Genomic DNA, 26078 nt, shown 5'->3' with positions numbered 1-26078 from the left:
GCCGAGCGGGAGCAAGCTCCCTCGCCACAGGGGCCTGTGTGTCTTCAGGTAGCTGTGGGTCCCCATTTGTCTTTACTGAAATAAACAAAACCCGCCACATCCAAACCGGACATGGCGGGTTTTGTCGTTTCAGCTCACCTCACACCGTATCCACCTTCAACGAGTGATCATTCAACATCCCATTGATGATGGTCGCCGTGTCCGCACCGCCGATGATTCCCCCCGCGCCCGGCGTGACGCCGTAGTGACTGGCCAGGTTGACGCCGGCCAGGTCGATGGTCTGGTTCGGCGTGGCGCCGGCAAGGGCGCTGATGTCGATGCTAGTGGTAACCGATGCACCGCTGCCGCTGACGGAGAAATGCAGGTAGTCGTCCAGTGACGCCGCGCTGCCGTTCTCCCCTTGCAGCAGCTGGGACAGGTCGAGCTTGTCGACGCCGGGCGCGAAGTCGGTGATCACGTCGTGGCCGCTGTTGCCCGCCTGCCATTGGAAGGTATCGGCGCCGCTGCCGCCGGTCAGGGTGTTGTTGCCCTGGCCGCCGATCAGCAGGTCATCGCCGCCTGCGCCATTGAGCACGTCATGGCCCAACCCGCCGTCGATGCGATTGCTGGCACCGTCGCCGGTGAGGGTGTCGTTGAAGTTCGAGCCCACCAGGTTTTCAATGCCTGCCAACGTATCGGTGCCGGCGCCCAAGGTGTTCTGTGCCGCGAGCAGGCCCAGGTTCACCGTGACCGCCGAGGTGGCGTGGGCGTAGCTGGCGGTGTCGTGACCGCTGCCGCCATCGAGCAGGTCATTGCCCGCGCCACTGTAAAGCACGTCATCGCCCGCCCCACCCTGCAAGGTGTTGTTGCCCGAACCGGCACTGAGGGTGTCGTTGCCGCCCCCCGCATTGAGGACATCGTCGCCATTGCCGGCCAACAGCACATCGTCGCCACTGGTGCCCGTCAGGGTGTGGCCCGCCTGATAGCTGATGCCGACCGAGGCGCTGTCACTGCCGCCGTGGTTGTCGCTGGCGGTGTAGCTGCCGTGGAAATCCGCGGTCTTGTCCTGCGCCCCGGCATAGTCGACGGTCAGGGTCAGTTGATAGTTTTCCGCAGCGTTGGCGTTGCCGACGCCGGGATTGGCGATGTTGGTGACGTGGATCTGATAGTTGCCATCCGCTGCCGCGGTGAAAGATGCGCCGTCGTTGATTGCGATGAACGGTCCGCCGTTGAGCGAATACTCCATCGCAATGCGACCGGCCGAGAGGTTGTGGTCCAGGGTGAGGGTTTCGCCCTGTTTGAGGCTGATGTTGAGCCGGTCTTCGTCGTTGGCGTTGTTGTTGGAGACCATTCCCAGGGCACCGCTGACCACCAGCATCGCCGTCATGCTCGCGGTATTGGCAACGAAAGCACTGCGGTTGAGGTTGATCGACTGCACGTTGTTGCCGGTAAAGCTCGCCGTGCCGATGCTGCCGGTAAAGTCCGCGCCCTTGGCGAGCCAACCGGTATTGAAACTGGTGGGCGAAGCCGTGAGCGGATCGCCGTTGGCGTCGCTGTCGTTACCCAGCAGCAATTCACCCGGGATCACGATGTTGCCCGACAGCACGTTGGTGATGACGTTGTCATCGACAGCGATCGGCGGGCTGTTCGGAACGACTTTGATCACCAGGTTGGAGCTTGCCAGGTCACCGTCGTTATCGCTGACGGTGTAGCCGATATTCTCGGTGATCAAGGTATGGGTGACGGTCTGGGAGGTATAGCTGAACGCACCGGTATCCAGGTTGACCACCAGGGTGCCGTCGTGGTCGGTGGCGATGCTCAGTGTATTGGTGGCGGTATTGAAGGAGCCGTGGTTGAGCCCGCCGCTAGCGGTCAATGCACCGTGACCACCGTTGGCCGCCGGGTCGTAGTTGTACGTGGTGCCATCGACCACCAGGCTTTTGACAAACCCGCCATCGGCGCCGAACGAGCCGCCCTCGCCCAACAGGTTGCCGGTGACCGGTGCGCCTTGCACGGTGTCGGCGAGCACCGAGTTGAGCTGGTTCAGGTCAGTGACCACCACCGCGTTGGTGTTGGTGTGGGTGCTGCCGTCGTAGGCCAGCGGGTCGAGGTGGGCGTTGCTGACGCCACTGCCCAGGCCGATGGCGTAGTTCTTGATGCCGTTGGCGTCGAGGAAGGCTTTCCAGGCGGCTTCGTCCGTCGAGCCGATTGCGCCCAAGGTCGGCTTGCCGTCGGAGAAGAAATAGCCAACGTTCTGTGCGCCGGTCAGTTGGCCGGAAGTTGCGAACGCCGTCTGGGCCATGGCCACGGCCGCATCGTAATTGGTGTCACCGTGCGCCGTCAGCGCGGCGATCAGCGTCTTGGCCGTTGCCACGTCTACCCACACGGCGCTCTGGTCGGTGGCGCTGCCGCTGAAGGTCACGAGCTGGACTTTTACATCGCCCATGTCGTCGTATTTGTCGAGCAAGGCGCTGACCGCCTGCTTGGCCAGGTCCATCCGCGAGAGCCCCGACACGCCGGAGGGGTCTTTCATGCTGCCGGAGACGTCGAGCACGATCAGCAGGTTGGAATCGATCTCGGTCGCCGTGACCGAACGCTCGGACGCGACAGCCTTGGGCACGTCATCGACAATACTGACCACCAGGCTGCCGGTGGTGCTGTTGCCCAGGGCGTCCGTGGCCTGGTAGGTGAAGCTTTCACTCAGGGCATTCGGACCATCGTTGGCGTGGGGCGTGGTCGTGGCTGGCGCCGTCAGGGTGTAGGTGTAGGAACCGTCCGGCTGAAGCGACAGTTGACCGTAGGCACCGGTGGCGTTGCCCACCAGGGTGAAGGTGACGGCGCCGGTGGCTCCGCTGATCGAACCGACCAAGCTGCCGCTGGCGGTTTCACCGATGGCACTCGGCTCGCTGCCGGTGACGGTGCCGGGGGCCAGGTCCTGACCGTCCTGGTTCAGGTCGAGGGCTTGTTCATAGACGGTGATGTCGTGGTCGGTTTCTGCGACGAGGCAGCTGTTGTGTACATCAATGGTGACGGTCGTGGTGCTTTCATCGCCATCGGCGTCGCGCACGGTGTAGGTGAAGACATCGGTCGCGCCGGGTGCACCGACAGAGCCAGGGTTGCTGTGGTAGACCGCGTTGCCATTGGCGTCCAGGGTCAGGTAGCCGTAGGTGCCGTTGACCTGGGTGTTGAGGCCGCCGATGGCAGGGTTCGAGGTGTCGTTACCGGCGCGCACGCCGATGACTGCGCCGCCGTCGGCACTGAGTACATCGTTGTCCAGCACGTTGCCATTGACCGTCCCGCCCTCCACCACCGAGGCAGCGTCGCAGTGAGCCTTGGGCACGTCGTCGACAATATCGATGACGATGGTGCTGGTGACCGTGTTACCCAACGAGTCCGTGGCCTGATAGGTGAAGCTTTCGCTCAATACGTTCGGGCCATCGTTGGCGTGAGGCGTTGTCGTGGCCGGCGCCGTCAAGGTGTAGGTATAGGAACCGTCGGGCTGAAGCGACAGTTGGCCGTAGGCACCGGTGGCGTTGCCCACCAGGGTGAAGGTCACTGCGCCAACGGCGCCGCTGACCGAACCGACAAGGCTGCCGCTGGCGGTCTCGCTGGTGGCGCTCGGGGCGCTGCCGGTGACGGTGCCGGGGGCCAGGTCCTGGCCGTCCTGGTTCAGGTCGAGGGCTTTTTCGTAGACGCTGATTTCCTGGTCCGGTGTGGCGACGAGGCAGCTTTCGTGGACATCGATGGTGATGGTGGTGGTGCTTTCATCGCCATCGGCATCGCGCACGGTGTAGGTGAAGACATCGGTCGCGCCCGGGGCGCTGACGGTGTTCGGATTGCTGTGGTAGACCGCGTTACCGTTGGCGTCCAGGGTCAGGTAGCCGTAGGTGCCGTTGATGTGGGTGTTGAGGCCGCCGACGGCCGGGTCCGAGGTGTCGTTGCCGGCGCGCACACCGACCACCACGCCACCGTCCGCGCCTAGCACGTCGTTGTCCAGCACATTGCCGTTGACCGTGCCGCCCTCCAGCACCGAGGCAACATCGGCATGGGCGGTGGGCACGTCGTCGACGATGTCGATGACGATGGTGCTGGTGACGGTGTTACCCAACGAGTCCGTGGCCTGATAGGTGAAGCTTTCGCTCAATACGTTCGGGCCATCGTTGGCGTGAGGCGTTGTCGTGGCCGGCGCCGTCAAGGTGTAGGTATAGGAACCGTCGGGCTGAAGCGACAGTTGGCCGTAGGCACCGGTGGCGTTGCCCACCAGGGTGAAGGTCACTGCGCCAACGGCGCCGCTGACCGAACCGACAAGGCTGCCGCTGGCGGTCTCGCTGGTGGCGCTCGGAGCGCTGCCGGTGACTGTGCCGGGGGCCAGGTCCTGGCCGTCCTGGTTCAGGTCGAGGGCTTTTTCGTAGACGCTGATTTCCTGGTCCGGTGTGGCAACCAGGCAGACGTCATGGACATCGATGGTGATGGTGGTGGTGCTTTCATCGCCATCGGCATCACGTACGGTGTAGGTGAAGACATCGGTCGCGCCCGGGGCGCTGACGGTGTTCGGATTGCTGTGGTAGACGGCGTTGCCGTTGGCGTCCAGGGTCAGGTAGCCGTAGGTGCCGTTGATCTGGGTGTTCAAGCCGCCGATGGCCGGGGTCGAGGTATCGTTGCCGGCGCGCACGCCGATCACGGCACCACTGGCAGCCGGCCCGTCGGCACCACCTTCGTCATTATTCAGGACATTGCCACTGACCGTCCCGCCCTCATCCACCGAGGCGGAATCAGCATGCGCGGTCGGCTGATCGTCGACGATGTTTACGTCCAGGTTGCCGTTGGCCGTGGTGCCGTTGTCATCAGTGACGACGACTGCGAATTGCTCGCTAACGTTGTTGGCGCCGTTGGCGTTTGGATGGGCTTCATTGTCCAGAAGCGTGTAGTTGTAACTCACTACACCGGTAGCAGCGTTGAAGCCGGTGATCGTCAACGTATTGCCCAGCGCAGTCGTGATCGACTGTGGGAAACCAGCCGCTACGCCGTTGGTGACGACGTTGATCCCGCCTACGCTCAGGGTCTGCACGCCGTCCAACGCCGTCACGGTAAACGTACCGCTTTGGGTCAGGGCCGATGCATCCGGGCTGCTGCCGTCGCTGAGGTTTTTCTCCTGCAACGACAGCTCGCCGCCTTCGGTGTCGAGGCCGGTGATGATCACCGGGTCGTCGTTGTTGTGCACTTGCAAGACCAGGTTCGCGGTACTGGTGTCGCCGTCGGCGTCGGTCAGGGTGTAGGTGAATGTTTCGCTGCCATTGCCGCCGCCGTGCAAACCCTTGAAGTCGGCGTCGGCGGTGTTGAGGGTGTAGGTGTAGGAACCGTCGGCGTTGAGCACCAGGGTGCCGTAGGTACCGGTGAACGTGCCGGGGGTGATTGGGCCGGACGCCACAGGGTCCGCGCCTTGGGTGTCGTTGGTCAGCACGCTGCCGGTCAGGGTCAGGTTGGTTTCCGAGGCGGTACCGTTGCTGTCGTCCACGGCTTTGGGCACGTCATCGACGATGTTCACATCGAGGTTGCCGTTGGCCGTGGTGCCGTTGTCATCGGTGACGACGACCGCGAATTGCTCGCTAACGTTGTTGGCGCCGTTGGCGTTTGGATGGGCTTCATTGTCCAGAAGCGTGTAGCTGTAACTCACTACACCGGTAGCCGCGTTGAAACCGGTGATGGTCAGGGTGTTGCCCAGCGCAGTCGTGATCGACTGCGGGAAACCAGCCGCTACGCCATTGGTGACGACGTTGATCCCGCCCACGCTCAGGGTCTGCACACCGTCCAACGCCGTCACGGTGAAGGTGCCGCTTTGGGTCAGGGCCGATGCATCCGGGCTGCTGCCGTCGCTGAGGTTTTTCTCCTGCAACGACAGCTCGCCGCCTTCGGTGTCGAGGCCGGTGATGATCACCGGGTCGTCGTTGTTGTGGACCTGCAAGACCAGGTTCGCGGTGCTGGTGTCGCCATCCGCGTCGGTCAGGGTGTAGGTGAAGGTTTCGCTGCCATTGCCGCCGCCGTGCAAACCCTTGAAGTCGGCGTCCGCGGTGTTGAGGGTGTAGGTGTAGGAACCGTCGGCGTTGAGCACCAGGGTGCCGTAGGTACCGGTGAACGTGCCGGGGGTGATTGGGCCGGACGCCACAGGGTCCGCGCCTTGGGTGTCGTTGGTCAGCACGCTGCCGGTCAGGGTCAGGTTGGTTTCCGAGGCGGTACCGTTGCTGTCGTCCACGGCTTTGGGCACGTCATCGACGATGTTTACATCGAGATTGCCGTTGGCGGTGGTGCCGTTGTCATCGGTGACGACGACTGCGAACTGTTCGCTAACGTTGTTGGCGCCGTTGGCGTTTGGATGGGCTTCATTGTCCAGAAGCGTGTAGTTGTAACTCACTACACCGGTAGCAGCGTTGAAGCCGGTGATCGTCAACGTATTGCCCAGCGCAGTCGTGATCGACTGTGGGAAACCAGCCGCTACGCCGTTGGTGACGACGTTGATCCCGCCTACGCTCAGGGTCTGCACGCCGTCCAACGCCGTCACGGTAAACGTACCGCTTTGGGTCAGGGCCGATGCATCCGGGCTGCTGCCGTCGCTGAGGTTTTTCTCCTGCAACGACAGCTCGCCGCCTTCGGTGTCGAGGCCGGTGATGATCACCGGGTCGTCGTTGTTGTGCACTTGCAAGACCAGGTTCGCGGTACTGGTGTCGCCGTCGGCGTCGGTCAGGGTGTAGGTGAATGTTTCGCTGCCATTGCCGCCGCCGTGCAAACCCTTGAAGTCGGCGTCGGCGGTGTCGAGGGTGTAGGTGTAGGAACCGTCGGCGTTGAGCACCAGGGTGCCGTAGGTGCCGGTGAACGTGCCGGGGGTGATTGGGCCGGACGCCACAGGGTCCGCGCCTTGGGTGTCGTTGGTCAGCACGCTGCCGGTCAGGGTCAGGTTGGTTTCCGAGGCGGTACCGTTGCTGTCATCCACGGCTTTGGGCACGTCATCGACGATGTTCACATCGAGGTTGCCGTTGGCCGTGGTGCCGTTGTCATCGGTGACGACGACCGCGAATTGCTCGCTAACGTTGTTGGCGCCGTTGGCGTTTGGATGGGCTTCATTGTCCAGAAGCGTGTAGCTGTAACTCACTACACCGGTAGCCGCGTTGAAACCGGTGATGGTCAGGGTGTTGCCCAGCGCAGTCGTGATCGACTGTGGGAAACCGGCCGCTACGCCATTGGTGACGACGTTGATCCCGCCCACGCTCAGGGTCTGCACACCGTCCAACGCCGTCACGGTGAAGGTGCCGCTTTGGGTCAGGGCCGATGCATCCGGGCTGCTGCCGTCGCTGAGGTTTTTTTCCTGCAACGACAGCTCGCCGCCTTCGGTGTCGAGGCCGGTGATGATCACCGGGTCGTCGTTGTTGTGCACTTGCAAGACCAGGTTCGCGGTACTGGTGTCGCCATCCGCGTCGGTCAGGGTGTAGGTGAAGGTTTCGCTGCCATTGCCGCCGCCGTGCAAACCCTTGAAGTCGGCGTCCGCGGTGTTGAGGGTGTAGGTGTAGGAACCGTCGGCGTTGAGCACCAGGGTGCCGTAGGTGCCGGTGAACGTGCCGGGGGTGATTGGGCCGGACGCCACAGGGTCCGCGCCTTGGGTGTCGTTGGTCAGCACGCTGCCGGTCAGGGTCAGGTTGGTTTCCGAGGCGGTACCGTTGCTATCGTCCACGGCTTTGGGCAGGTCATCGACGATGTTTACGTCCAGGTTGCCGTTGGCCGTGGTGCCGTTGTCATCGGTGACGATGACTGCGAATTGCTCGCTAACGTTGTTGGCGCCGTTGGCGTTTGGATGGGCTTCATTGTCCAGAAGGGTGTAGCTGTAACTCACTACACCGGTAGCCGCGTTGAAACCGGTGATGGTCAGGGTGTTGCCCAGCGCGGTGGTAATCGATTGTGGGAAACCGGCCGCTACGCCGCCCGTCACCACATTGATCCCGCCCACGCTCAGGGTCTGCACACCGTCCAACGCCGTCACGGTGAAGGTGCCGCTTTGGGTCAGGGCCGATGCATCCGGGCTGCTGCCGTCGCTGAGGTTTTTCTCCTGCAACGACAGCTCGCCGCCTTCGGTGTCGAGGCCGGTGATGATCACCGGGTCGTCGTTGTTGTGGACCTGCAAGACCAGGTTCGCGGTGCTGGTGTCGCCGTCGGCGTCGGTCAGGGTGTAGGTGAAGGTTTCGGTGCCGCTGCCCCCGCCCTGCAACGCGACAAACTGCGGGTCGCTGGTGTGCAGGGTGTAGGTGTATGTGCCGTTGGGGTTGAGCATCAGGGTGCCGTAGGTGCCGGTGAACGTCCCGCCAATGATCGGTCCGCTGTCGGGGCCGGTGGGGATCCGGTCGGCGCCCTGATGGTCGTTGGGCAATACGTTGCCGGTGAGGCTGACCAGGGTTTCCGACGCCGTGTTGGCGTGGCTGTCATCGATCGCCTGGGGCACGTCATCGGTGATGTTGACGTCCAGGGTGCCAGTGGCCGTGTCGCCGTCGGTGTCGACCGCCACCACTGGGAACTGCTCGGTAATGTTGTTGGCACCGCCGCCGGCAGGATGCGTTTCATTGTCCGTCAGTGTGTAGGTGTAGCTGACCACTCCCGTAGCCGGGTTATAACCGGTGATGGTCAACGTGTTGCCCAGCGCCGACGTGATGGTTTGGGGGAAACCAGCGGGCACACCGCCGCTGATCACGTTGATGCCGCCGATGCTCAGGCTGTCCAGCCCGTCAGGCGCGGACACCGTGAACGTGCCATTTTGCACCAGCGCCCCCGGATTGCTGACCGAACCGTCGGCCAGATTGGCCTCGTTGGTGGTCAGTTCGCCGCCCTCGACAGTCACACCGTCGAGGGTCACGGGGTTGTCCGGGGTCTCAGGCACGACCGGTGGCACGGTCGCATCGTCGCCCGTGTTATCCGGGTCACCGGCCAAGCGCAGGTCTGGAAACTCAGGAATCCCGTTGAACCCGGCCGTCGGGAAACCAATCAACGGATCGACCTCCCCGCCCACCTCTTCCAGCAACACAAAACTGTGCCCACCCCCTACGCCACCCGGGTTGCCCCCTTCGGGTCCGGCAGCCGTGGCTTCACCGGTCTGCGTCGGGTCGGCACCGGCGGCGATGGCTTGCTGCAGCTTTTGCACATCGGTCAGTTGCGCGTCACTCGGTGCCACCGTGTCGGGCGTGTCGACATGAGGCGCAGGGTTGGCGAGCAGCTGCGGGGTCAGGGTCAGGTTGCTTTCGCGGCCCAGGGTCAACGCCTGGCCGTTTTGCAATTGGACAGCCACGGCCCCTTCGGCACCGGTGACCAAGTGTTCGCCGGCATAAAGCCGATCGCCTTCGACCAGTGGCCGCCGCAGGCCACCAGCCGTTTCCGCGAAAACTTGCCCGACCACTTTGCTGACGATACCGATGAGCGCTGCCATGTGCATTTCCTCCGTTGCCGACCGCAATCGGCACCTGTTTGGGTGAAGAATCCGTCCTCAGATTGGCGATCTGCAAAGCTGGAAAATCTGCCAGCTTTCCTGAAGGCAGAATGTGCTGGCAATTCGCCCAAACGACAAAAAACCGTCACCTATAACCGCCTCATCCATCGCCCTTTCGGCACTTCTTCACATCGCTTAAAAATCTGAATGGAACTTTTATTGACGCCTAAAATCCGTCAGAACCCGCAGATTCAAAGGCTTTCGCTTTGAACAATGTGCCGGTTTTTTACAAGCACATAAGTTTTTTTCGGAATAAACATTATGAGAAATTCTTCTTAGGTTTTGCGCAGGATGTTCTTAGCTGTGTTGTTACAAGGTTGAAACGGTTTTGATCTTAAATACGTCAATAAATTGGCGACAACGAAGCACTACAGACCTCAGGAGATGCACCCCATGCGCGTTCTAACCCCCCTCTGCAGCGCGGTTTTGCTGGCCATGGCCTGCTCTTCTCAGGCGCAGGCCATGTCCTTGACCGAAGCGATCCAGAGCACCATCGCGACTCACCCGGAATTGGCACAACGGGTGGACAGCCGCCTGTCGGCCAATGAAGACGTCAAAGTCGCCCGGGGGGGCTTTTTCCCGTCGGTGGATCTCAATGCCGGTTATGGCCGTGGCTACAGCGACAACACCAACACCCGGGCGCAGGGCAACCACCACACCAATATCCTGACCTACACCCAATCGGAACTGCGCCTGCGGCAGATGATCTTCGACGGGTTCAACACCGCCAATGAAGTGCAGCGCACCCAGGGCGTGGTCAATTCCCGGGCCTATTACGCCCAGGGCACCGCCCAGGATCTGGCACTGCGCACCATCGAGGTCTACCTGGAAGTGCTCAAGCGTCGCGAACTGGTGACCTTGGCCAAGAACAACCTGCAGGCGCACCTGCGGGTCAACGACCAGATCGGCCTGCGCACCGAGCGAGGGGTGGGCAGTACGGCCGACTCCGACCAGTCCAACGCCCGTCGGGCCCTGGCGGAAAACAACTTCGACACCGCCCAGGTCGACCTGGCGGACGCCGAGGCGAACTTCTACAGCGTGGTCGGGCGCATGCCCGATGAACTGGAAGCGCCCCCCTCGACCAAAGGCGAGCTACCCGCCGACCTGCGCGAAGCCCAGCAAAGCATGGTGGACAACAACCCGTACCTGAAATCGGCCCAGGCCGACATACAGTCAGCCGAAAGCCAATATGAAGTGGCAAAGTCGCCGTTCTATCCGCGCTTTGATGCCGAGGCAGCGCTGGGCGCCAACAACAACATCGGTGGCGAAGAAGGCCACGACAACAACTGGCGGCTGGGCGTGGTGATGAACTACAACCTGTTCCGCGGTGGCAGCGACAAGGCGCGGCTGGCGTCCAACGCCCACCAGATCAACCAGGCCATGGACATCCGCAACAACGCCCTGCGCCAGCTCAACGAAGACACGCGCCTGGCCTGGAACGCCATGCTCAACGCCCGCAAGCAGACCCCGACCGCCCGCGAATACGCCGACACCACCGCCCGTGTGCGCGCCGCCTACCAGGATCAGTTCGGCCTCGGCCAGCGCACCCTGCTCGACCTGCTCGACAGCGAAAACGAGTTGTACAACGCCAACCGTCGCTACACCGAAGTGCGTTACACCGAGGAATACTCGATGTACCGGGTGCTGGCGAACATGGGCCTGTTGTTGCAAAAACAACGGATCGTGCTGCCGGCCGATGCGGTCGCGCAGACCGAAGTCAAGAACCAGGCACGGTTGCCGGAACTGAAGTAATCCAGTGGGAGCGATCAATGTGACCAGCATGGAACCCGCACCCCCCGGCGCCGATCCGCGCCTGAACTTCGATGATCCGTTGCTGGACGGCCTGTTGATCCTCTGCAAACTCCATGGCGCGACGGCCAGTCGCGCCAGCCTCAGCGCCGGGCTTCCTATGGCGCACCAACGCTTGAGCCTGGACCTGCTGCCCCGCGCAGCGGCCCGGGCGGGCTTGCAGGCGCGGCTATTGCGGCGTGAGCTGGCGGACATCTCAGCCCTGAACCTGCCGGTGATGCTGATCCTGGCGGGGGGCCGCTGCGCCGTATTGCGGCGCTGGGGCGAGGATGGCAAGGCGCTGATCCTCCCCAGCGAAGCCGATGGCGGTGAACAATGGGTCGGCCGCGAGGAACTGACCACCGATTACAGCGGCCAGGCGCTATTCGCCCGGCCGCGCCATGAACTCGAAGACTTGCGCGCCCCGCTGGTGCCGAGGGTCGAGGCGTGGTTCCGCGACACCCTGAAACTGTCGCGCTGGCTGTACAGCGACGCGATCCTGGCGAGTTTCCTGATCAACCTGCTGGGCCTGATGGTGCCGCTGTTCGTGATGCAGACCTACGACCGCGTGGTGCCGAACCAGGCCACGTCGACCTTATGGGTGCTGGCCGTGGGGCTGCTGATCGGCACCGGTTTCGAACTGGTGCTGCGGGTGGTGCGCGCCCATCTGCTGGACACCGCCGGCAAGAAAACCGACGTGATTCTCTCCGCGACCCTGTTCGAACGCATCACTGGCATGGCGATGAAGGCCAAACCGGTGACCATCGGCGGCTTCGCCCAGAGCATCCACGACTTCCAGGGCCTGCGGGAATTCCTCACGGCGGTGACGCTCACCAGCCTGATCGACCTGCCCTTCGCCCTGCTGATGCTGGTGGTGATCGGCCTGCTGGGCGGCTGGCTGGTGGTGATTCCCGTGATCGCATTTCCGATCACCATTGTCTTCGCCATGATCATCCAGGCACGCCTGCGCGACACCGTGCAAAAAAGCCTGGCCCTCGGCGCCCAGCGCCAGGCCCTGCTGATCGAAACCCTCGGTGGCCTGGAAACCCTCAAGGCTTGCAGCGCGGAAAGCGAGCGCCAGCACCAATGGGAAAGCACCCACGGCGCCCTCACCCGCCTGGACAGCCATGCGCGCAACCTTTCGGCACTGGCGACCAACGGCACCTTGTTCCTGCAACAACTGGCGGGCATGGCAACCATCGTCGCCGGGGTCTACAGCATCATTGCCGGCAATCTCAGCGTCGGCGCGCTGGTGGCGACCTACATGCTCGGCAGCCGGGTGCTGGCCCCGCTCGGGCAGATCGCCGGGCTGATCACCCGCTACCAGCAAGCCCAGCTCACCATGCGCAGCACCGATGCCCTGATGGCCTTGCCCCAGGAGCGTGACGCCAAGCAGCGGCCCCTTGAGCGCACCCAATTGCAGGGCGCGCTGGACGTCAGCGGTGTGACGTTCCACTACAACGGCCAGAGCGCCCCGGCACTGGCCAATATCAGTTTCAGCCTCAAGCCCGGCGAACGGGTCGGGATCATCGGCCGCAGTGGTTCGGGCAAGAGCACCCTGGCGCGCCTGGTGATGGGTTTCTATGCACCGGAGGAAGGCCAGTTGCTGCTCGACGGCCTGGACCTGCGGCAACTGGACGTCGCCGACCTGCGCCAACAGATCGGCTACGTCGCCCATGACCTGCCGCTGCTGGCCGGCAGCCTGCGGGACAACCTCACCCTCGGTGCGCGCTACATCAGCGACGCGCGCATGCTGGAAGTGGCGGAACTGACGGGTGTCACCGAACTGGCGCGCCAGCATCCCCAAGGTTTCGACCGCCCGGTGGGCGAGCGCGGACAACTGCTGTCCGGCGGCCAGCGCCAGGCTGTGCTGCTGGCCCGGGCCTTGTTGCTCGACCCGCCGATCCTGCTGCTGGACGAACCCACCAGCGCCATGGACAACAGCAGCGAAGACGTCTTGCGGCAGAAGCTTTATACCCACGTGCAAGGCAAGACCGTGCTGCTGGTCACCCACCGCACCTCGATGCTGAGCCTGGTGGACCGCTTGGTGGTGCTGGATAACGGCCGGATCGTGGCAGACGGGCCGAAGGACGCGGTGATCGATGCGCTGCGCAAGGGACGGGTGGGCTCCGCGGCGGTATAGCTGCCAACACAACCACTGTGGCGAGGGAGCTTGCTCCCGCTGGGCTGCGAAGCAGCCCCAAGGCGATTCACCCGGTTGTGTCAGGCGGACCGCGCCGGCAGGTTTTACGACGGCTTCGCCGCCGAGCGGGAGCAAGCTCCCTCGCCACAAAAAGCAGCACCCAGCTCTTTTCACTTAACCAACGGGTACCGCCCCATGTCTGCTCAAACACCGGATTCAGCCGCCCGAAGCTACTTCGGCAGTTTCAGCAAAAGCGCCGAAAGCGAGTTCATGCCGGAAACTGCCGGCGCCACGCTGCAGGATTCGCCCCGTCGCTCGCGGGTCACCGTGTGGCTGGCCGCCGGGTTGATCGTCACCGGGTTGGCCTGGGCGAAGTTTGCGGTCTTGCAGGAAGTCACCACCGGCGAAGGCAAGGCGATTCCGTCGAGCAAGATCCAGGTGATCCAGAACCTGGAGGGCGGCATCGTCACCGAGATTTTCGTGCGCGAAGGCCAGATGGTAAACAAGGGCGACACCCTGCTGCGCCTCGACGATACGCGGTTCCTGTCGAACAAGGGCGAGAGCGAGGCTGATCGCTATGCCCTGACGGCCCAGGTCGAGCGCCTGTCGGCCGAAGCTGAAGGGCGGCCCTTCGCGCTCTCGGCAGAGGTCACCGCCAAGGCCCCGCAAGTGGCCGAGGACGAACGCTCGCTGTACGAACAACGCCAGCGACGCCTGGCCAGCGAACAACGGACCCTGACCGAACAACTGCGGCAGAAGACCCAGGAACTGGCGGAGTTTCGTTCCAAGCAAGGCCAGTTCAGCTCCGCCCTGGCCTTGCTGCAAGAAGAAATGAACATGTCCGCCCCGCTGGTGCGCACCGGGGCGGTATCGCCGGTGGAGATCCTGCGGCTCAAGCGCAGCGCGGTGGAAATCCGTGGCTCGCTCAATGCCACCACCCTGGCGATTCCCCGGGCCGAATCGGCGATCAACGAGATCAAGAGCAAGATCGACGAATCGGAACAGACCTTCCGTTCCGAGGCGGCCAAGGACCTCAACGAGAAACGCACCGAACTGTCGAAAATCACCGCCTCAAGCATCGCCATCGACGACCGCGTGACCCGCACCACCGTGGTCTCGCCGGTGCATGGGGTGATCAAGCAATTGAAGGTCAATACCATCGGCGGCGTGGTGCAGCCGGGCAACGACATGGTGGAAATCGTGCCCTTGGAAGACAACCTGCTGATCGAAGCCAAGGTCCGCCCCCAGGACGTGGCGTTCCTGCACCCAGGCCAGAAAGCCATGGTCAAGTTCAGCGCCTACGACTACACGATCTATGGCGGGCTCAGCGCCAAGCTCGAACTGATCGGTGCCGACACCATCACCGACGACAAGGGCAACAGCTTCTATTTGATCCAGGTGCGGACCGATAAAAACCACTTGGGTGGGGATGCAAAACCGTTGCTGATCATCCCGGGGATGGTGGCGACGGTGGACATCATCACCGGGGAGAAAAGTGTGTTGGATTACTTGCTCAAGCCGGTGTTGAAGGCGCGGACCGAGGCGATGCGCGAGCGGTAGGCTTTGGCTGGGATCTTCGGTGTCCGGGCTATCGCCATCGCGAGCAAGCTCGCTCCCACATTGGATTTGGGGTGACCACTAATCTTGTGTGCACTGGAGATCAACTGTGGGAGCGAGCTTGCTCGCGATGAGGCCGGCAACCACACCACCTATTTTTCAGCATGATTACGCCGAAACGTCTCCTCCCCCATCGCCACAATCTGCCCCTCGATCAACGCCTCGAACGGCCGCAGCAACGGCTCGAAACTCACCGGTGCCTCAAGCATTTGCAACGCCTGGACAATCGCCTCCACCGTCGACAACGCCCCCGGCCCCGGGGCCTTGCGCAAGCGATAACGGGACACGCCACCGTTAGCCAACGTCACCCTCGGCAACGCTGCCAGCAGCGGATTGAGGTGCAGCAGTTTTCTCGCCTTGCGCCAGGTGCCATCGGGAACGACCAACAGCAGCGGCTCATCGGACGGCCCGTAGGTTTGCAGCGGCTGCGCGTCGTCAGCGGGAAACAACAACCGCGCCTGATAACCCGGTGGGTTGAGCAACCGTGGCAGATCCTCGAACACCTCGCCCACGATCAGCTCGGCATTGCGCAGCCCCAACGCCGCCAGCCGGGCAGTGTTCAAGGCGTGGTTCACTTCGCTGGGATGTTGCAACAGCAAGACCCGGGTGCGGCTGTCGAGGTTGGGGATCAACGGGCACAGGCAATGGCTTTGCGGTCGTTGGCAGCGCGGGCATTGGATTCTGGACATGATCAGGCCTGGTTCAGTTGAGCTTTGAGCAAATCACGGAAGGTCTGGATCAGCGGCTCGCGGCTGCGGCCACGGCGCACGATCATCGAAAACGGCGCCTGATAACCGAAGGTCGCCGGCAACAGCACGCGCAAGTCGCCCTTGTCGACCCAAGCCTGGGCATAGTGCTCAGGCAAATAACCGACGTAGGCACCGGACAACACCAGGATCAACTGCGCTTCCATGCTCTCGACCGTCGCCGCACTGTGCTTGAAGCCATGGCGAGCCAGCTCGGCCTGGCTCCAGTAACCGCGTCCGACCATACGCTGCTGGGTGATGACCTGTTCGGGGATGCGCCGCTCGTTGAACAGCGGGTGGCGATTGCTGCAATACAACCAGTGCTGCTCGCGGTACAACGGCATGTAGACCAACCCGCTCATGCGCGTGGAAAACGCACCGATGGCCAGGTCCAGGCGGTTGTCCTGCACACCGAGTTGCAGCTCGTAAGGGCTGAGAACCGACAGGTGCAAATGCACCGCCGGATGCTCCTGGCTGTAGGCACCGATGGCTTCGGCGAACGGCAAGGCCGTGTCGCTCACTGTCGAGTCGATCACCCCCAGGTTCAGCGTGCCGCGCAGTTCCCCCTTGAGCGCGGCGGCGTACTGTTCGAAGCCTTCGAGCTCGCCCAGCAGGCGCAGGGTTTCCTGATGGAACAACTCGCCCTTGCTGGTCAGGCTGAACCCGCCCCGGCCGCGATGACAGAGCACCAGGCCCAGGGCCGATTCCAGCTGGCTCATATAAGTGCTGATGGCCGAGGTGGAGAGGTTGAGCTCGTGCTGGGCATTGGCGAACCCCTGGTGCCGGACCACGCTGACGAAAATGCGCAGCAGTTTCAGGTCGGGTAGAGCGTTGACCATGGGGGTGTCTCCGGATCACACATAGACAGAACTTGTCGCGCTTTTGTGGCGAGGGAGCTTGCTCCCGCTCGGCTGCGAAGCAGTCGTAAACCTGCCCACGCGATCTACCTGATACACCGAGGGGAATGGTTTTGGGGCTGCTTCGCAGCCCAGCGGGAGCAAGCTCCCTCGCCACAGGGGTAATCATTTGCCCCAGGATTGCGCTGCTGCGGAGTCTATCGCCCCACCCGCCATTAGTTTAGAAAAATCTGAACTAAGTATTTGCCGCCAGCGATTCTTCACCGCCACGGCTTTTCGCAGAATCGGCCCCTGATAAATAAAACAACGATGAGGCCCTACCCGTGGACAAGATTCTTCACCAACCACTGGGCGGCAACGAAATGCCGCGCTTCGGCGGCATCGCCACCATGATGCGACTTCCCCATTTGCAAACCGCTGCCGGCCTGGACGCTGCTTTCGTCGGCGTGCCGCTGGACATCGGCACCTCCCTGCGCGCCGGCACCCGTTTCGGGCCGCGAGAGATTCGCGCCGAATCCGTGATGATCCGCCCCTACAACATGGCCACCGGCGCTGCACCGTTCGACTCGCTGTCAGTGGCGGACATCGGTGACGTGGCGATCAACACCTTCAACCTGCTGGACGCGGTGCGGATTATCGAAGAGTCGTACCACAAGATCCTCGAACACAACGTCATCCCCCTGACCCTGGGCGGCGACCACACCATCACCCTGCCGATACTGCGAGCCATTCACAAGAAACACGGCAAGGTCGGCCTGGTGCACATCGACGCCCATGCCGATGTGAACGACCACATGTTCGGCGAGAAAATCGCCCACGGCACCACCTTCCGCCGCGCCGTGGAAGAAGGCCTGCTCGATTGCGACCGCGTGGTGCAGATCGGCCTGCGGGCCCAGGGCTACACCGCCGATGATTTCAACTGGAGCCGCCATCAGGGGTTTCGCGTGGTCCAGGCCGAAGAGTGCTGGCACAAATCCCTGGCACCGTTGATGGCCGAAGTGCGCGAGAAAGTCGGCGGCGGCCCGGTGTACCTGAGCTTCGACATCGACGGCATCGACCCGGCCTGGGCGCCCGGCACCGGCACCCCGGAAATCGGTGGCCTGACCACCATCCAGGCGATCGAAATCATCCGTGGCTGCCAGGGCCTCGACCTGGTCGGTTGCGATCTGGTAGAAGTCTCGCCGCCGTACGACACCACCGGCAACACCTCGCTGCTGGGCGCCAACCTGCTGTACGAGATGCTCTGCGTACTGCCTGGCGTGGTTCATCGCTGAGGCGCCGCCATGAGCCATCGAGACCAGGTTCTCAAGGCCGCCGCTGAGCTGGTGTCGGCCTTCGCCCGCAACGATCGCGAGGCTTATTTCAGTGCGTTCAGCACCGATGCGAGCTTCGTGTTCCACACCCTCGAACAGACTCTGCTGTCACGCGATGCCTACCGGGCGTTGTGGGACCGCTGGCGGTCCGAGGATGGCTTCGAGGTGCTGAGCTGCACCTCGAGCAACGCCTTCGTCAGCCTGCAAGGGGACGTGGCGATTTTCATCCATGACGTGGCCACCGAGCTGCGCATGCAAGGGGAGCTTCACATTAGCCAGGAGCGCGAAACCATTGTGTTTCGCCAAGAACAACAAGGCCTATGGCTGGCCTGTCATGAACATTTGTCCGCAATGCCGGAAGGGCTGCCACCCCCTTAGCCACAGGCGACATTCACAACCGATGAATGCGCCTCGATGATCGGAGCAGATCATGAATAACAATAACGATAAAAGCCTTACGCAAATTGAAACCAACGGGGTCGAACAGATCCCGGACCACGAACGCACCGCCGGCCCGGGCGACCTGTTTCGCCTGATCTTCGGCGGCGCCAATACGTTTGCCACCGCCGTGCTCGGCAGTTTTCCGGTGCTATTCGGCCTGTCGTTCCAGGCCGGGGTCTGGGCGATTGTGCTGGGCGTGTTGGTGGGTTCGATCATTCTCGCGCCGATGGGCCTGTTCGGTCCGCTCAACGGCACCAACAACGCGGTGTCATCCGGTGCGCACTTCGGCGTGCACGGACGAATCGTCGGCTCGTTCCTCTCGTTGCTGACCGCCATCGCGTTTTTCTCACTGTCGGTGTGGAGTTCGGGCGATGCATTGATCGGCGGCGCCAAGCGGCTGATCGGCGTGCCGGAAACCGACTTGAGCCTGGGCCTGGCCTACGGCCTGTTCGCCTTGCTGGTGTTGACCGTGTGCATCTACGGCTTCCGCTTCATGCTGTGGGTCAACCGCATCGCCGTGTGGGCCGCCAGCCTGCTGTTCCTGCTGGGCGTTTTCGCCTTCGCACCGACCTTTGACAGCCAGTTCGCCGGCACGGTCAGCCTTGGCCAGCCGGGCTTCTACGCCGCCTTCATCGGCGCGGCGCTGGTGGCCATGAGCAATCCGATTTCCTTCGGTGCGTTCCTCGGTGACTGGTCGCGCTATATCCCGCGCAACACGCCCAAGCGCCGCATCATGCTGGCAGTGATCGCGGCGCAACTGGCAACATTGATCCCGTTCCTGTTCGGCCTCGCCACCGCCACCATCGTGGCGATCAAGGCACCGGACTACATCGCGGCCAACAACTACGTGGGCGGGCTGCTGGCGGTGTCGCCGGGGTGGTTCTTCCTGCCGGTGTGCCTGATCGCAGTGATCGGCGGCATGTCCACCGGCACCACGTCGCTATATGGCACCGGGCTGGACATGTCCAGCGTGTTTCCACGGCTGCTGTCGCGGGTCAAGGCGACGCTGCTGATCGGCGTGCTGTCGATTGCCTTCATCTTCATCGGGCGCTTCGCGGCGAACCTGGTGCAGAGCGTGTCGACCTTCGCGGTGCTGATCATCACCTGCACCACACCCTGGATGGTGATCATGATCATCGGCCTGCTGGTGCGCCGCGGCTTCTATTGCCCGGACGACCTGCAAGTGTTCACCCGCGGCGAAACCGGCGGGCGCTACTGGTTCAGCCACGGCTGGAACTGGCGCGGCCTGGGGGCGTGGATCCCCAGCGCGCTGGTGGGGTTGTGCTTCGTCAACCTGCCAGGGCAGTTCGTCGGGCCGCTGGGGGAACTGGCCGGCGGGATCGACATCAGCCTGCCGGTGACCCTGGGCCTGGCCTCGGTGGTGTACCTGGCGTTGTTGGGGCTGTTTCCAGAGCCGGCGGCGGTGTATGGGCCGCAGGATCCGCGGGGCACAGCGCCGCTTGCTAAATCAGAGCTCCGGCAGACCGCCTGACTGAAAAATACCAGTGGCGAGGGAGCTTGCTCCCGCTGGGCTGCGCAGCAGCCCCCCAAGTTTCTGAACCGATAAGCGACGACTGCTGCGCAGTCGAGCGGGAGCAAGCTCCCTCGCCACAAAGACTCGTTCGCCAGGGACAGCAGCACTTCGTCCCGTACATAAAAAAGACAATCGGAGACACGCCATCATGGCTTTGGATTTAATCGTCGTTCTCATCTACGCCGCCGGCATGATCGCCCTCGGCTGGTACGGCATGCGCCGCGCCAAGACCCGTGACGACTACCTGGTCGCCGGGCGCAACCTCGGCCCGGGCTTCTACCTGGGCACCATGGCCGCCACCGTGCTGGGCGGCGCATCGACCATTGGCACCGTGCGCCTGGGCTACGTCCATGGCATTTCCGGATTCTGGCTGTGCGGCGCCATCGGCCTGGGCATCGTCGGCCTGAGCCTGTTCCTGGCCAAGCCGTTGCTCAAACTGAAGATCTACACCGTGACCCAAGTGCTGGAACGCCGCTACAACCCGGCCGCGCGCCAGGCCAGTGCGCTGATCATGCTGGTGTATGCGCTGATGATCGGCGCCACCTCGACCATCGCCATCGGCACCGTGATGCAGGTGCTGTTCGGCCTGCCGTTCTGGATGTCGATCCTGGTGGGCGGTGGTGTGGTGGTGCTGTATTCCACCATTGGCGGCATGTGGTCGCTGACCCTCACCGACATTGTGCAATTCCTGATCATGACCATTGGCCTGGTGTTCCTGCTGATGCCAATGTCCATCGGCGATGCCGGCGGCTGGGACGCGATGGTGGCGGCCTTGCCGGCCAGCTACTTCGATTTCACCGCGATTGGCTGGGACACCATCCTTACCTACTTCCTGATCTACTTTTTCGGCATCTTCATCGGCCAGGACATCTGGCAGCGGGTGTTCACCGCCCGCAGCGAAGGCGTGGCCAAAGTGGCCGGCACCGCCGCCGGCCTGTACTGCGTGCTGTACGGCCTGGCTGGGGCGCTGATCGGCATGGCGGCAAAGGTGCTGCTGCCGGATCTGGAAAACGTCAACAACGCATTCGCCAGCGTGGTGCAGACCAGCCTGCCCAATGGCATTCGTGGATTGGTGATCGCCGCGGCCCTGGCGGCCTTGATGTCCACCGCCGCAGCGGGCCTGCTCGCCGCGTCCACCACGGTGGTCCAGGACCTGCTGCCCCGCCTGCGTCATGGCCGTGAGAGCGGCAGCGGCGACGTCCACGAAAACCGCATCGCCACCCTGCTGATGGGGGCGGTGGTCCTGGTGATCGCCCTGGTGGTCAGCGACGTCATCAGCGCCCTCACCCTGGCCTACAACCTGTTGGTGGGCGGCATGCTGATCCCGCTGATCGGCGCCATCTACTGGAAACGCGCCACCACCGCTGGCGCGATCACCAGCATGTCGCTGGGCTTCTTGACCGCGCTGTTCTTCATGTTCAAGGATGGCCTGGATGCGAACACACCGATCTACTACAGCCTGAGCGTGGCGCTGGTGAGTTTCGTGCTGGTGAGCTTGCTGTCGCCCAGGTCGAACGTGGTGGCCAAGGCGGTTTGACCGAGCACTGGGACAGATTTCTTCAAGGGGCATGGCGTCGGTGGTCATGCCCCTTTTTGCAGCACATCCCCTGTGGCGAGGGAGCTTGCTCCCGCTGGACTGCGAAGCAGGCCCCGGCGTCCTGTCTGCCGCACTGCGGTGATGGATACATCTTGGGGCTGCTACGCAGCCCAGCGGGAGCAAGCTCCCTCGCCACAGGGGTTCGCGCCGCCAATAAAAAGATCGCAGTTCCGGGCCATCTCGATCGAGATGGTCCGGAACTGCGATCTCAGCAAATTCCTGGTGTATTTACCGGCGGCGCGGCTGGCGGCGGCGTTGCTCGTCATCGGTGCGGATCGGTACCGGTTGCATCGGCGGCTCGATCAGGCCAAGCGCGACACCCAAGTCGTGAAGCCAGTTCTGGATTTTCTCTTTCATCGTGGTGCCCCCTCAGGGTGGTGCGAGCGGCAGATTTCTGTGGCCCCTTCGCACTGATAATAGTCCGATGTGCTACGCAATGCTCGTCTCAGTTTGCAATGATCTGTTACTGAATTGATCCAAATCCACCTCCCGGAGTTCAAGCCGATTGCGCCGTGATCATTGGCGCTCGCGGCCACGCCTGTTGTTGCAATTCAATCCAGGCATTCAAGTTGGCCCCGACCATGCCTTTACGCCACATCAGCCAAGTGGTGGCGCTGGCAAACGGCTCGGCCAGCGGATGCACCGTCACCCGCTCGCGGCCCGGCAGGCTGGCCAGCATCGACTCGGACATCAACGCCACGCCGGATCCGGCGATCACACACGCCAGCATCCCCTGGTAAGACTCGATTTCCATCGCCCGGCCCATGGTCGCGTGATCATGGGCAAACCAGGCTTCCAAGCGCATCCGGTACGAGCAACCACGGCGGAACGTGAACACCGCGCGGCCCTGCACATCCAGCGCACTGCGCACCGGCGGGTGATCGGCCTCGGTGATCAGCACCAACCGTTCGTCGCACAGCGGCACGCCATCCAGCCCCGCCAGCTCCAGCGGGCCGTCTACCAACGCCGCATCGAGCCGATTGGTGAGCAGGCCTTCAAACAGTTCACCACTGGGCCCCGACTGCACTTGCAGGTTCACCGCTGGATACCTCCGGTGATACGCCGCCAGCAGGTCCGGCAAATGCGTCGCCGCCGTGCTGTACATCGTGCCCAGCAGGAAATCCCCGGCCGGCTGTCCGCCCTGCACCGCTGCGTGGGCTTCGTCGTGCAAGGCGAAGAGCTTGGCTGCATAGTCCAGCAGGACTTTTCCTGCCGGTGACAACTGCAAGCGCTGACGCTCTCTTAGGAAAAGGTCTACGCCCAACTGCTCTTCGAGCTGCTTAAGCCGGGTCGACAGGTTCGAGGGCACCCGGTGCAAGCGTTCCGCAGCCCGGGTAATCGAACCTTCCTCGGCCACGGCCTGGAAAATCCTTAACTGGCTGAACTCCACGACCCTCTCCAAAAAAGAACAAGTTACTCACTATTATTTATTTTTAATGAAAGTCAATCAGTCCTAGCCTGACGGTCATTCGCCCCGACACCCGGAGAACGACCATGTCACCTCTAATTCGCCTGCTTGGCAGTTTCATCGCGCTGATGATGGCCATGGGCATCGGCCGCTTCGCCCTCACACCGCAGTTACCTCATTTGATCGGCGAAGGTCAGGTCGACTTGACCGCCGCCGGTCTGATTGCCGCCGCCAACTACCTGGGTTATTTCCTCGGCGCCCTGGACGCCATGTTCGCCCGGCGCCCGGAACAGGTGCGGCGGCGGTTGCTTGGCGGCCTGTGGCTGTGCGTGCTGCTGACCCTGGCGTCGTTCTGGGCCTGGGGCTTCTGGCCGCACCTGGCATTGCGCTTCGGCACCGGCGTGGCGAGCGCCTGGGTGATGGTGATGATCACCGCCCTGAGCCAACCCTTGGCAGCGGCGACGGGACGGCCACGGCTCGGCGCACTGGTGTTTGCCGGCCCTGGGTTGGGGATTTTCCTGACAGGTTTGTTGGCGTTGGGCTCGAACCTGCTGGACCAGACCTCGGCAACCCTGTGGCTGGCGTACGCCGGCGTGGCGCTGGCGATGTTGCTGGTGATTTTGCCGATCCTGCCGCAACCCGCTGCGACTGCGATTGTTGCCGCGCCAGTCACCTCCTCGCCGAATCGTGGCATCGCTCGCCTGGGCGTGGTGTACGCCCTGTATGGCGTGGGCTACATCATTCCGGCCACGTTCCTGTCACAAATGGCCTCGGCGCAGTTCCACGGACAATGGCTGGCCGACCTGTTCTGGCCCTGCTTCGGCCTGGCCGCAGCCATCGGCGTGTTGCTGGTCAGCTTGCGGCGGCCGAACCCGAACAGCACCGGTCGCTGGCTGATCGGCACGCTCTGGCTGCAAGCCGCCGGGGTGTTTGCCTGTCTGCTGGGCAGTGGGCCGGGGCTGGCGCTGGGGGTGATCCTGTGTGGTGCGCCATTCCTGGCCTGCATGCAGCTGGTGATGCTGCACTCCCGGGAACTGGCCCCCCACGCCACCCAGCGCAACGCCGGCCTGCTGACCGCCTGCTTTGCCGTGGGCCAGCTCAGCGGACCGTTGCTGGCAGCGCTGAGCAGCCATTTCAGCGGCGGCCTGCAACCGGCGCTGATCATTGCCGGCAGCGGCCTGCTGTTGGCGGGCGGCCTGTTGCTGCGGCCCGCCAGCCAGGGCGCGGTAGGCCCTTGCGCCCAGACCGCCCTGCGTTGATCAGGCCTGGCCGGCCGGACTGAACGCTTTGCTCGATTGCGCGGCCGGTTCACGTCGCGCCAAGGCGAAATACAACACCCCGCCGAGGAAACAACCGGTGAACCAGGCGAAGTTGGCCATCGGTTGCAGCAGCGGCGTGAAGGTGATTGCCACACCCATCAAGGTCGCCGGGATCAGCGCCTTGACCGCGGTCCAGTTGATACCGCCGCTGTAGTAATAGCGTCCGCTCGGCCCGTCATTGAACAGCGCATCGACGTCGATCTGCTGTTTTTTGATCAGGTAGTAATCCACCAGCAGAATCCCGAACAGCGGGCCGATGAACGCGGCCAGCACGTCCAGGGTGTAGTGGATCACTTCGGGGTTGTTGAACAGGTTCCACGGCGTGATGAAAATCGACGCCACCGCCGCGATCATGCCACCGGCGCGCCAACTGATCTTGCTCGGCGCGACGTTGGCAAAGTCGAACGCCGGGGACACAAAGTTGGCGACAATGTTGATGCCAATGGTGGCGGTCACGAAGGCAAAGGCCCCCAGCAGGACGGCCACGTCGTTGTCGATGCGCGCCACGGTGGCAATCGGGTCGTGGAGCATTTCACCGAACACAGGCAAGGTTCCGGAAACAATCACCACGGTGACCAGGGAGAACGCCAGGAAATTCACCGGCAGCCCCCAGAAATTGCCCCGGCGCACGTCAGACATGCTCCGGCAGTAACGGCTGAAATCGCCGAAATTCAGCGTCGGGCCGGAAAAGTACGACACCACCAGGGCCGTCGCCACGATCACCTGGCCGAACGCTTGCCAGCCAGACAACGACTTTTCCGCCAGGGTGAAGCTGATATTGCTCCAACCGGCCTTCCACACGATCCAGCCGGCCAACAGGAACATCACCGCATACACCACCGGTCCGGCCCAGTCGATGAAACGCCGGATCGATTCCATGCCGGTCCAGAACACCAGCGCCTGGACGAACCACAGGCTGAGGAAACCGAACCAGCCCAGGTAGGACAAACCGGCAAAATGCGGCGTCGCGTAGACTTCCATCGAAGGAAAAAACCGCAGCACCACGATGATCAGCGCGCTGGACGCCAGGTACGTCTGAATCCCGTACCAGGCTACGGCGATCAAGCCGCGAATGACCGCTGGAATATTCGCCCCGAACACGCCGAACGCCAGCCTGCAAATGACGGGATAAGGCACTGCCGCCTGTTGGCTCGGCCTGGCGACCAGGTTGGCGATCAACTGCACGATGCAGATCCCGCCGAGCAACGCGATCAGCACCTGCCAACTCGCCAGGCCCAAGGCGAACAGGCTGGCGGCGAACACATAGCCGCCCACACTGTGCACATCACTCATCCAGAACGCGAAGATGTTGTACCAATTCCATTTCTGCGGCAGCGGGCCCAGGTCCTGGTTATAGAGGCGGGGGCTGTAGCCGTTGGGCAATTGCTCGGACATTGCGGGGCTCCTTTTGAGTACCGCCGTGCCCCCGTATCGACCTGCTCACCATACTGCGCACGGGAGCCGGCATGGTTTGTATACGCGTTGCTACGCAGAATGCGTGCCATAGGCGTGGAATGTGAGACAAACCGGGGTGTGTAGCGGGGATTAAGGTCGAGCAGGAGCAGGCATGCGCCCACGAACAGGGCGTGGACGCATGCTAAAGGTGCAGGAATTTGTATACAGAGATGAGCACCCGTGGCGAGGGAGCTTGCTCCCGCTGGGCTGCGAAGCAGCCCCAAAAGCGGTTGTATCACCACAGCATGTCAGGAAGAACGCCGGGGCCCGCTGCGCAGGCCAGCGGGAGCAAGCTCCCTCGCCACAAGGTCACAAGCCACTGGATCATTGATCACAAGGTTCACAAACCCAGGACACTGCGTTC

At 63.0% G+C, this 26078-nt stretch carries 14 protein-coding genes; 8 read left to right on the top strand and 6 right to left on the bottom strand.

Going from position 1 to position 26078, the window contains the following annotated elements; genetic code table 11:
* Positions 1 to 139: 139 nt before the first annotated feature.
* Positions 140 to 9436 (bottom strand): retention module-containing protein, encoded by a 9297-nt coding sequence (locus tag J3P85_RS07600; protein ID WP_434705365.1) that lies wholly within the window; start codon positions 9434 to 9436, stop codon positions 140 to 142.
* A gap of 453 nt (positions 9437 to 9889) precedes the next feature.
* Here J3P85_RS07600 and J3P85_RS07595 point away from each other — a divergent pair, with 453 nt between their 5' ends.
* The 3 genes from J3P85_RS07595 to J3P85_RS07585 all read left to right on the top strand — a co-directional run bounded on the left by J3P85_RS07595 (position 9890) and on the right by J3P85_RS07585 (position 14987).
* Positions 9890 to 11248, top strand: coding sequence for a TolC family outer membrane protein (locus J3P85_RS07595; protein WP_434705364.1), 1359 nt, complete (start codon positions 9890 to 9892; stop codon positions 11246 to 11248).
* A 19-nt stretch (positions 11249 to 11267) separates the two neighbouring features.
* Entirely contained in the window at positions 11268 to 13427 is a 2160-nt protein-coding gene (locus J3P85_RS07590) for a type I secretion system permease/ATPase (protein WP_434705363.1), read from the top strand.
* A 195-nt stretch (positions 13428 to 13622) separates the two neighbouring features.
* Positions 13623 to 14987: an HlyD family type I secretion periplasmic adaptor subunit gene (locus J3P85_RS07585; RefSeq protein ID WP_434705362.1), complete on the top strand. Its 1365-nt coding sequence runs from the start codon at positions 13623 to 13625 to the stop codon at positions 14985 to 14987.
* 149 nt (positions 14988 to 15136) lie between these two features.
* Here J3P85_RS07585 and J3P85_RS07580 read toward each other — a convergent pair whose 3' ends face one another.
* Positions 15137 to 15733 carry a tRNA-uridine aminocarboxypropyltransferase gene (locus tag J3P85_RS07580; protein ID WP_434705361.1) on the bottom strand — a complete coding sequence of 199 codons (597 nt, stop codon included), beginning with the start codon at positions 15731 to 15733 and terminating at the stop codon, positions 15137 to 15139.
* 2 nt (positions 15734 to 15735) lie between these two features.
* Positions 15736 to 16629 (bottom strand): LysR family transcriptional regulator, encoded by an 894-nt coding sequence (locus J3P85_RS07575; protein ID WP_434705360.1) that lies wholly within the window; start codon positions 16627 to 16629, stop codon positions 15736 to 15738.
* Between the two features lie 341 nt (positions 16630 to 16970).
* Here J3P85_RS07575 and speB point away from each other — a divergent pair, with 341 nt between their 5' ends.
* The 4 genes from speB to J3P85_RS07555 all read left to right on the top strand — a co-directional run bounded on the left by speB (position 16971) and on the right by J3P85_RS07555 (position 21472).
* Entirely contained in the window at positions 16971 to 17921 is a 951-nt protein-coding gene (gene speB / locus J3P85_RS07570; RefSeq protein WP_434705359.1) for an agmatinase, read from the top strand.
* A gap of 9 nt (positions 17922 to 17930) precedes the next feature.
* Positions 17931 to 18338, top strand: coding sequence for a YybH family protein (locus J3P85_RS07565; RefSeq protein WP_434705358.1), 408 nt, complete (start codon positions 17931 to 17933; stop codon positions 18336 to 18338).
* Between the two features lie 49 nt (positions 18339 to 18387).
* The gene (locus tag J3P85_RS07560) at positions 18388 to 19893 is read left to right on the top strand and encodes a purine-cytosine permease family protein (protein WP_434706334.1); all 1506 of its coding nucleotides are present in this window, start codon (positions 18388 to 18390) and stop codon (positions 19891 to 19893) included.
* A gap of 190 nt (positions 19894 to 20083) precedes the next feature.
* The gene (locus J3P85_RS07555; protein WP_411386786.1) at positions 20084 to 21472 is read left to right on the top strand and encodes a sodium:solute symporter; all 1389 of its coding nucleotides are present in this window, start codon (positions 20084 to 20086) and stop codon (positions 21470 to 21472) included.
* Positions 21473 to 21760: 288 nt separating this feature from the next.
* Here the strand turns inward: J3P85_RS07555 and J3P85_RS07550 are convergent, their stop codons facing one another.
* Both J3P85_RS07550 and ptrR read right to left on the bottom strand, forming a co-directional pair.
* Entirely contained in the window at positions 21761 to 21889 is a 129-nt protein-coding gene (locus J3P85_RS07550; protein ID WP_003198971.1) for a PA1414 family protein, read from the bottom strand.
* 139 nt (positions 21890 to 22028) lie between these two features.
* Positions 22029 to 22922 (bottom strand): putrescine utilization regulator PtrR, encoded by an 894-nt coding sequence (gene ptrR / locus J3P85_RS07545; protein WP_434705356.1) that lies wholly within the window; start codon positions 22920 to 22922, stop codon positions 22029 to 22031.
* Positions 22923 to 23026: 104 nt separating this feature from the next.
* On the opposite strand from ptrR, the gene J3P85_RS07540 reads away from it, so the two are divergent.
* Positions 23027 to 24199, top strand: coding sequence for an MFS transporter (locus J3P85_RS07540; RefSeq protein ID WP_434705355.1), 1173 nt, complete (start codon positions 23027 to 23029; stop codon positions 24197 to 24199).
* Here J3P85_RS07540 and J3P85_RS07535 read toward each other — a convergent pair whose 3' ends face one another.
* On the bottom strand, positions 24200 to 25654 hold the full coding sequence (locus J3P85_RS07535) for an NCS1 family nucleobase:cation symporter-1 (RefSeq protein ID WP_434705354.1): 1455 nt from the start codon (positions 25652 to 25654) through the stop codon (positions 24200 to 24202).
* Between the last annotated feature and the right edge of the window lie 424 nt (positions 25655 to 26078).

The sequence above is a fragment of the Pseudomonas sp. Z1-12 genome (assembly GCF_051132015.1).
GTDB classification, from domain to species: domain Bacteria; phylum Pseudomonadota; class Gammaproteobacteria; order Pseudomonadales; family Pseudomonadaceae; genus Aquipseudomonas; species Aquipseudomonas zanjanensis.
This window is presented reverse-complemented; position numbering and strand designations above follow the sequence as displayed.

What these genes read in the sequence shown, in the direction of transcription:
- J3P85_RS07600 (WP_434705365.1), bottom strand. Translation starts at nt 9,436, where the DNA reads ATGGCAGCGCTCATCGGTATCGTCAGCAAAGTGGTCGGGCAAGTTTTC.
- J3P85_RS07595 (WP_434705364.1), top strand. Translation starts at nt 9,890, where the DNA reads ATGCGCGTTCTAACCCCCCTCTGCAGCGCGGTTTTGCTGGCCATGGCC.
- J3P85_RS07585 (WP_434705362.1), top strand. Translation starts at nt 13,623, where the DNA reads ATGTCTGCTCAAACACCGGATTCAGCCGCCCGAAGCTACTTCGGCAGT.
- J3P85_RS07580 (WP_434705361.1), bottom strand. Translation starts at nt 15,733, where the DNA reads ATGTCCAGAATCCAATGCCCGCGCTGCCAACGACCGCAAAGCCATTGC.
- J3P85_RS07575 (WP_434705360.1), bottom strand. Translation starts at nt 16,629, where the DNA reads ATGGTCAACGCTCTACCCGACCTGAAACTGCTGCGCATTTTCGTCAGC.
- J3P85_RS07565 (WP_434705358.1), top strand. Translation starts at nt 17,931, where the DNA reads ATGAGCCATCGAGACCAGGTTCTCAAGGCCGCCGCTGAGCTGGTGTCG.
- J3P85_RS07555 (WP_411386786.1), top strand. Translation starts at nt 20,084, where the DNA reads ATGGCTTTGGATTTAATCGTCGTTCTCATCTACGCCGCCGGCATGATC.
- J3P85_RS07550 (WP_003198971.1), bottom strand. Translation starts at nt 21,889, where the DNA reads ATGAAAGAGAAAATCCAGAACTGGCTTCACGACTTGGGTGTCGCGCTT.
- J3P85_RS07540 (WP_434705355.1), top strand. Translation starts at nt 23,027, where the DNA reads ATGTCACCTCTAATTCGCCTGCTTGGCAGTTTCATCGCGCTGATGATG.
- J3P85_RS07535 (WP_434705354.1), bottom strand. Translation starts at nt 25,654, where the DNA reads ATGTCCGAGCAATTGCCCAACGGCTACAGCCCCCGCCTCTATAACCAG.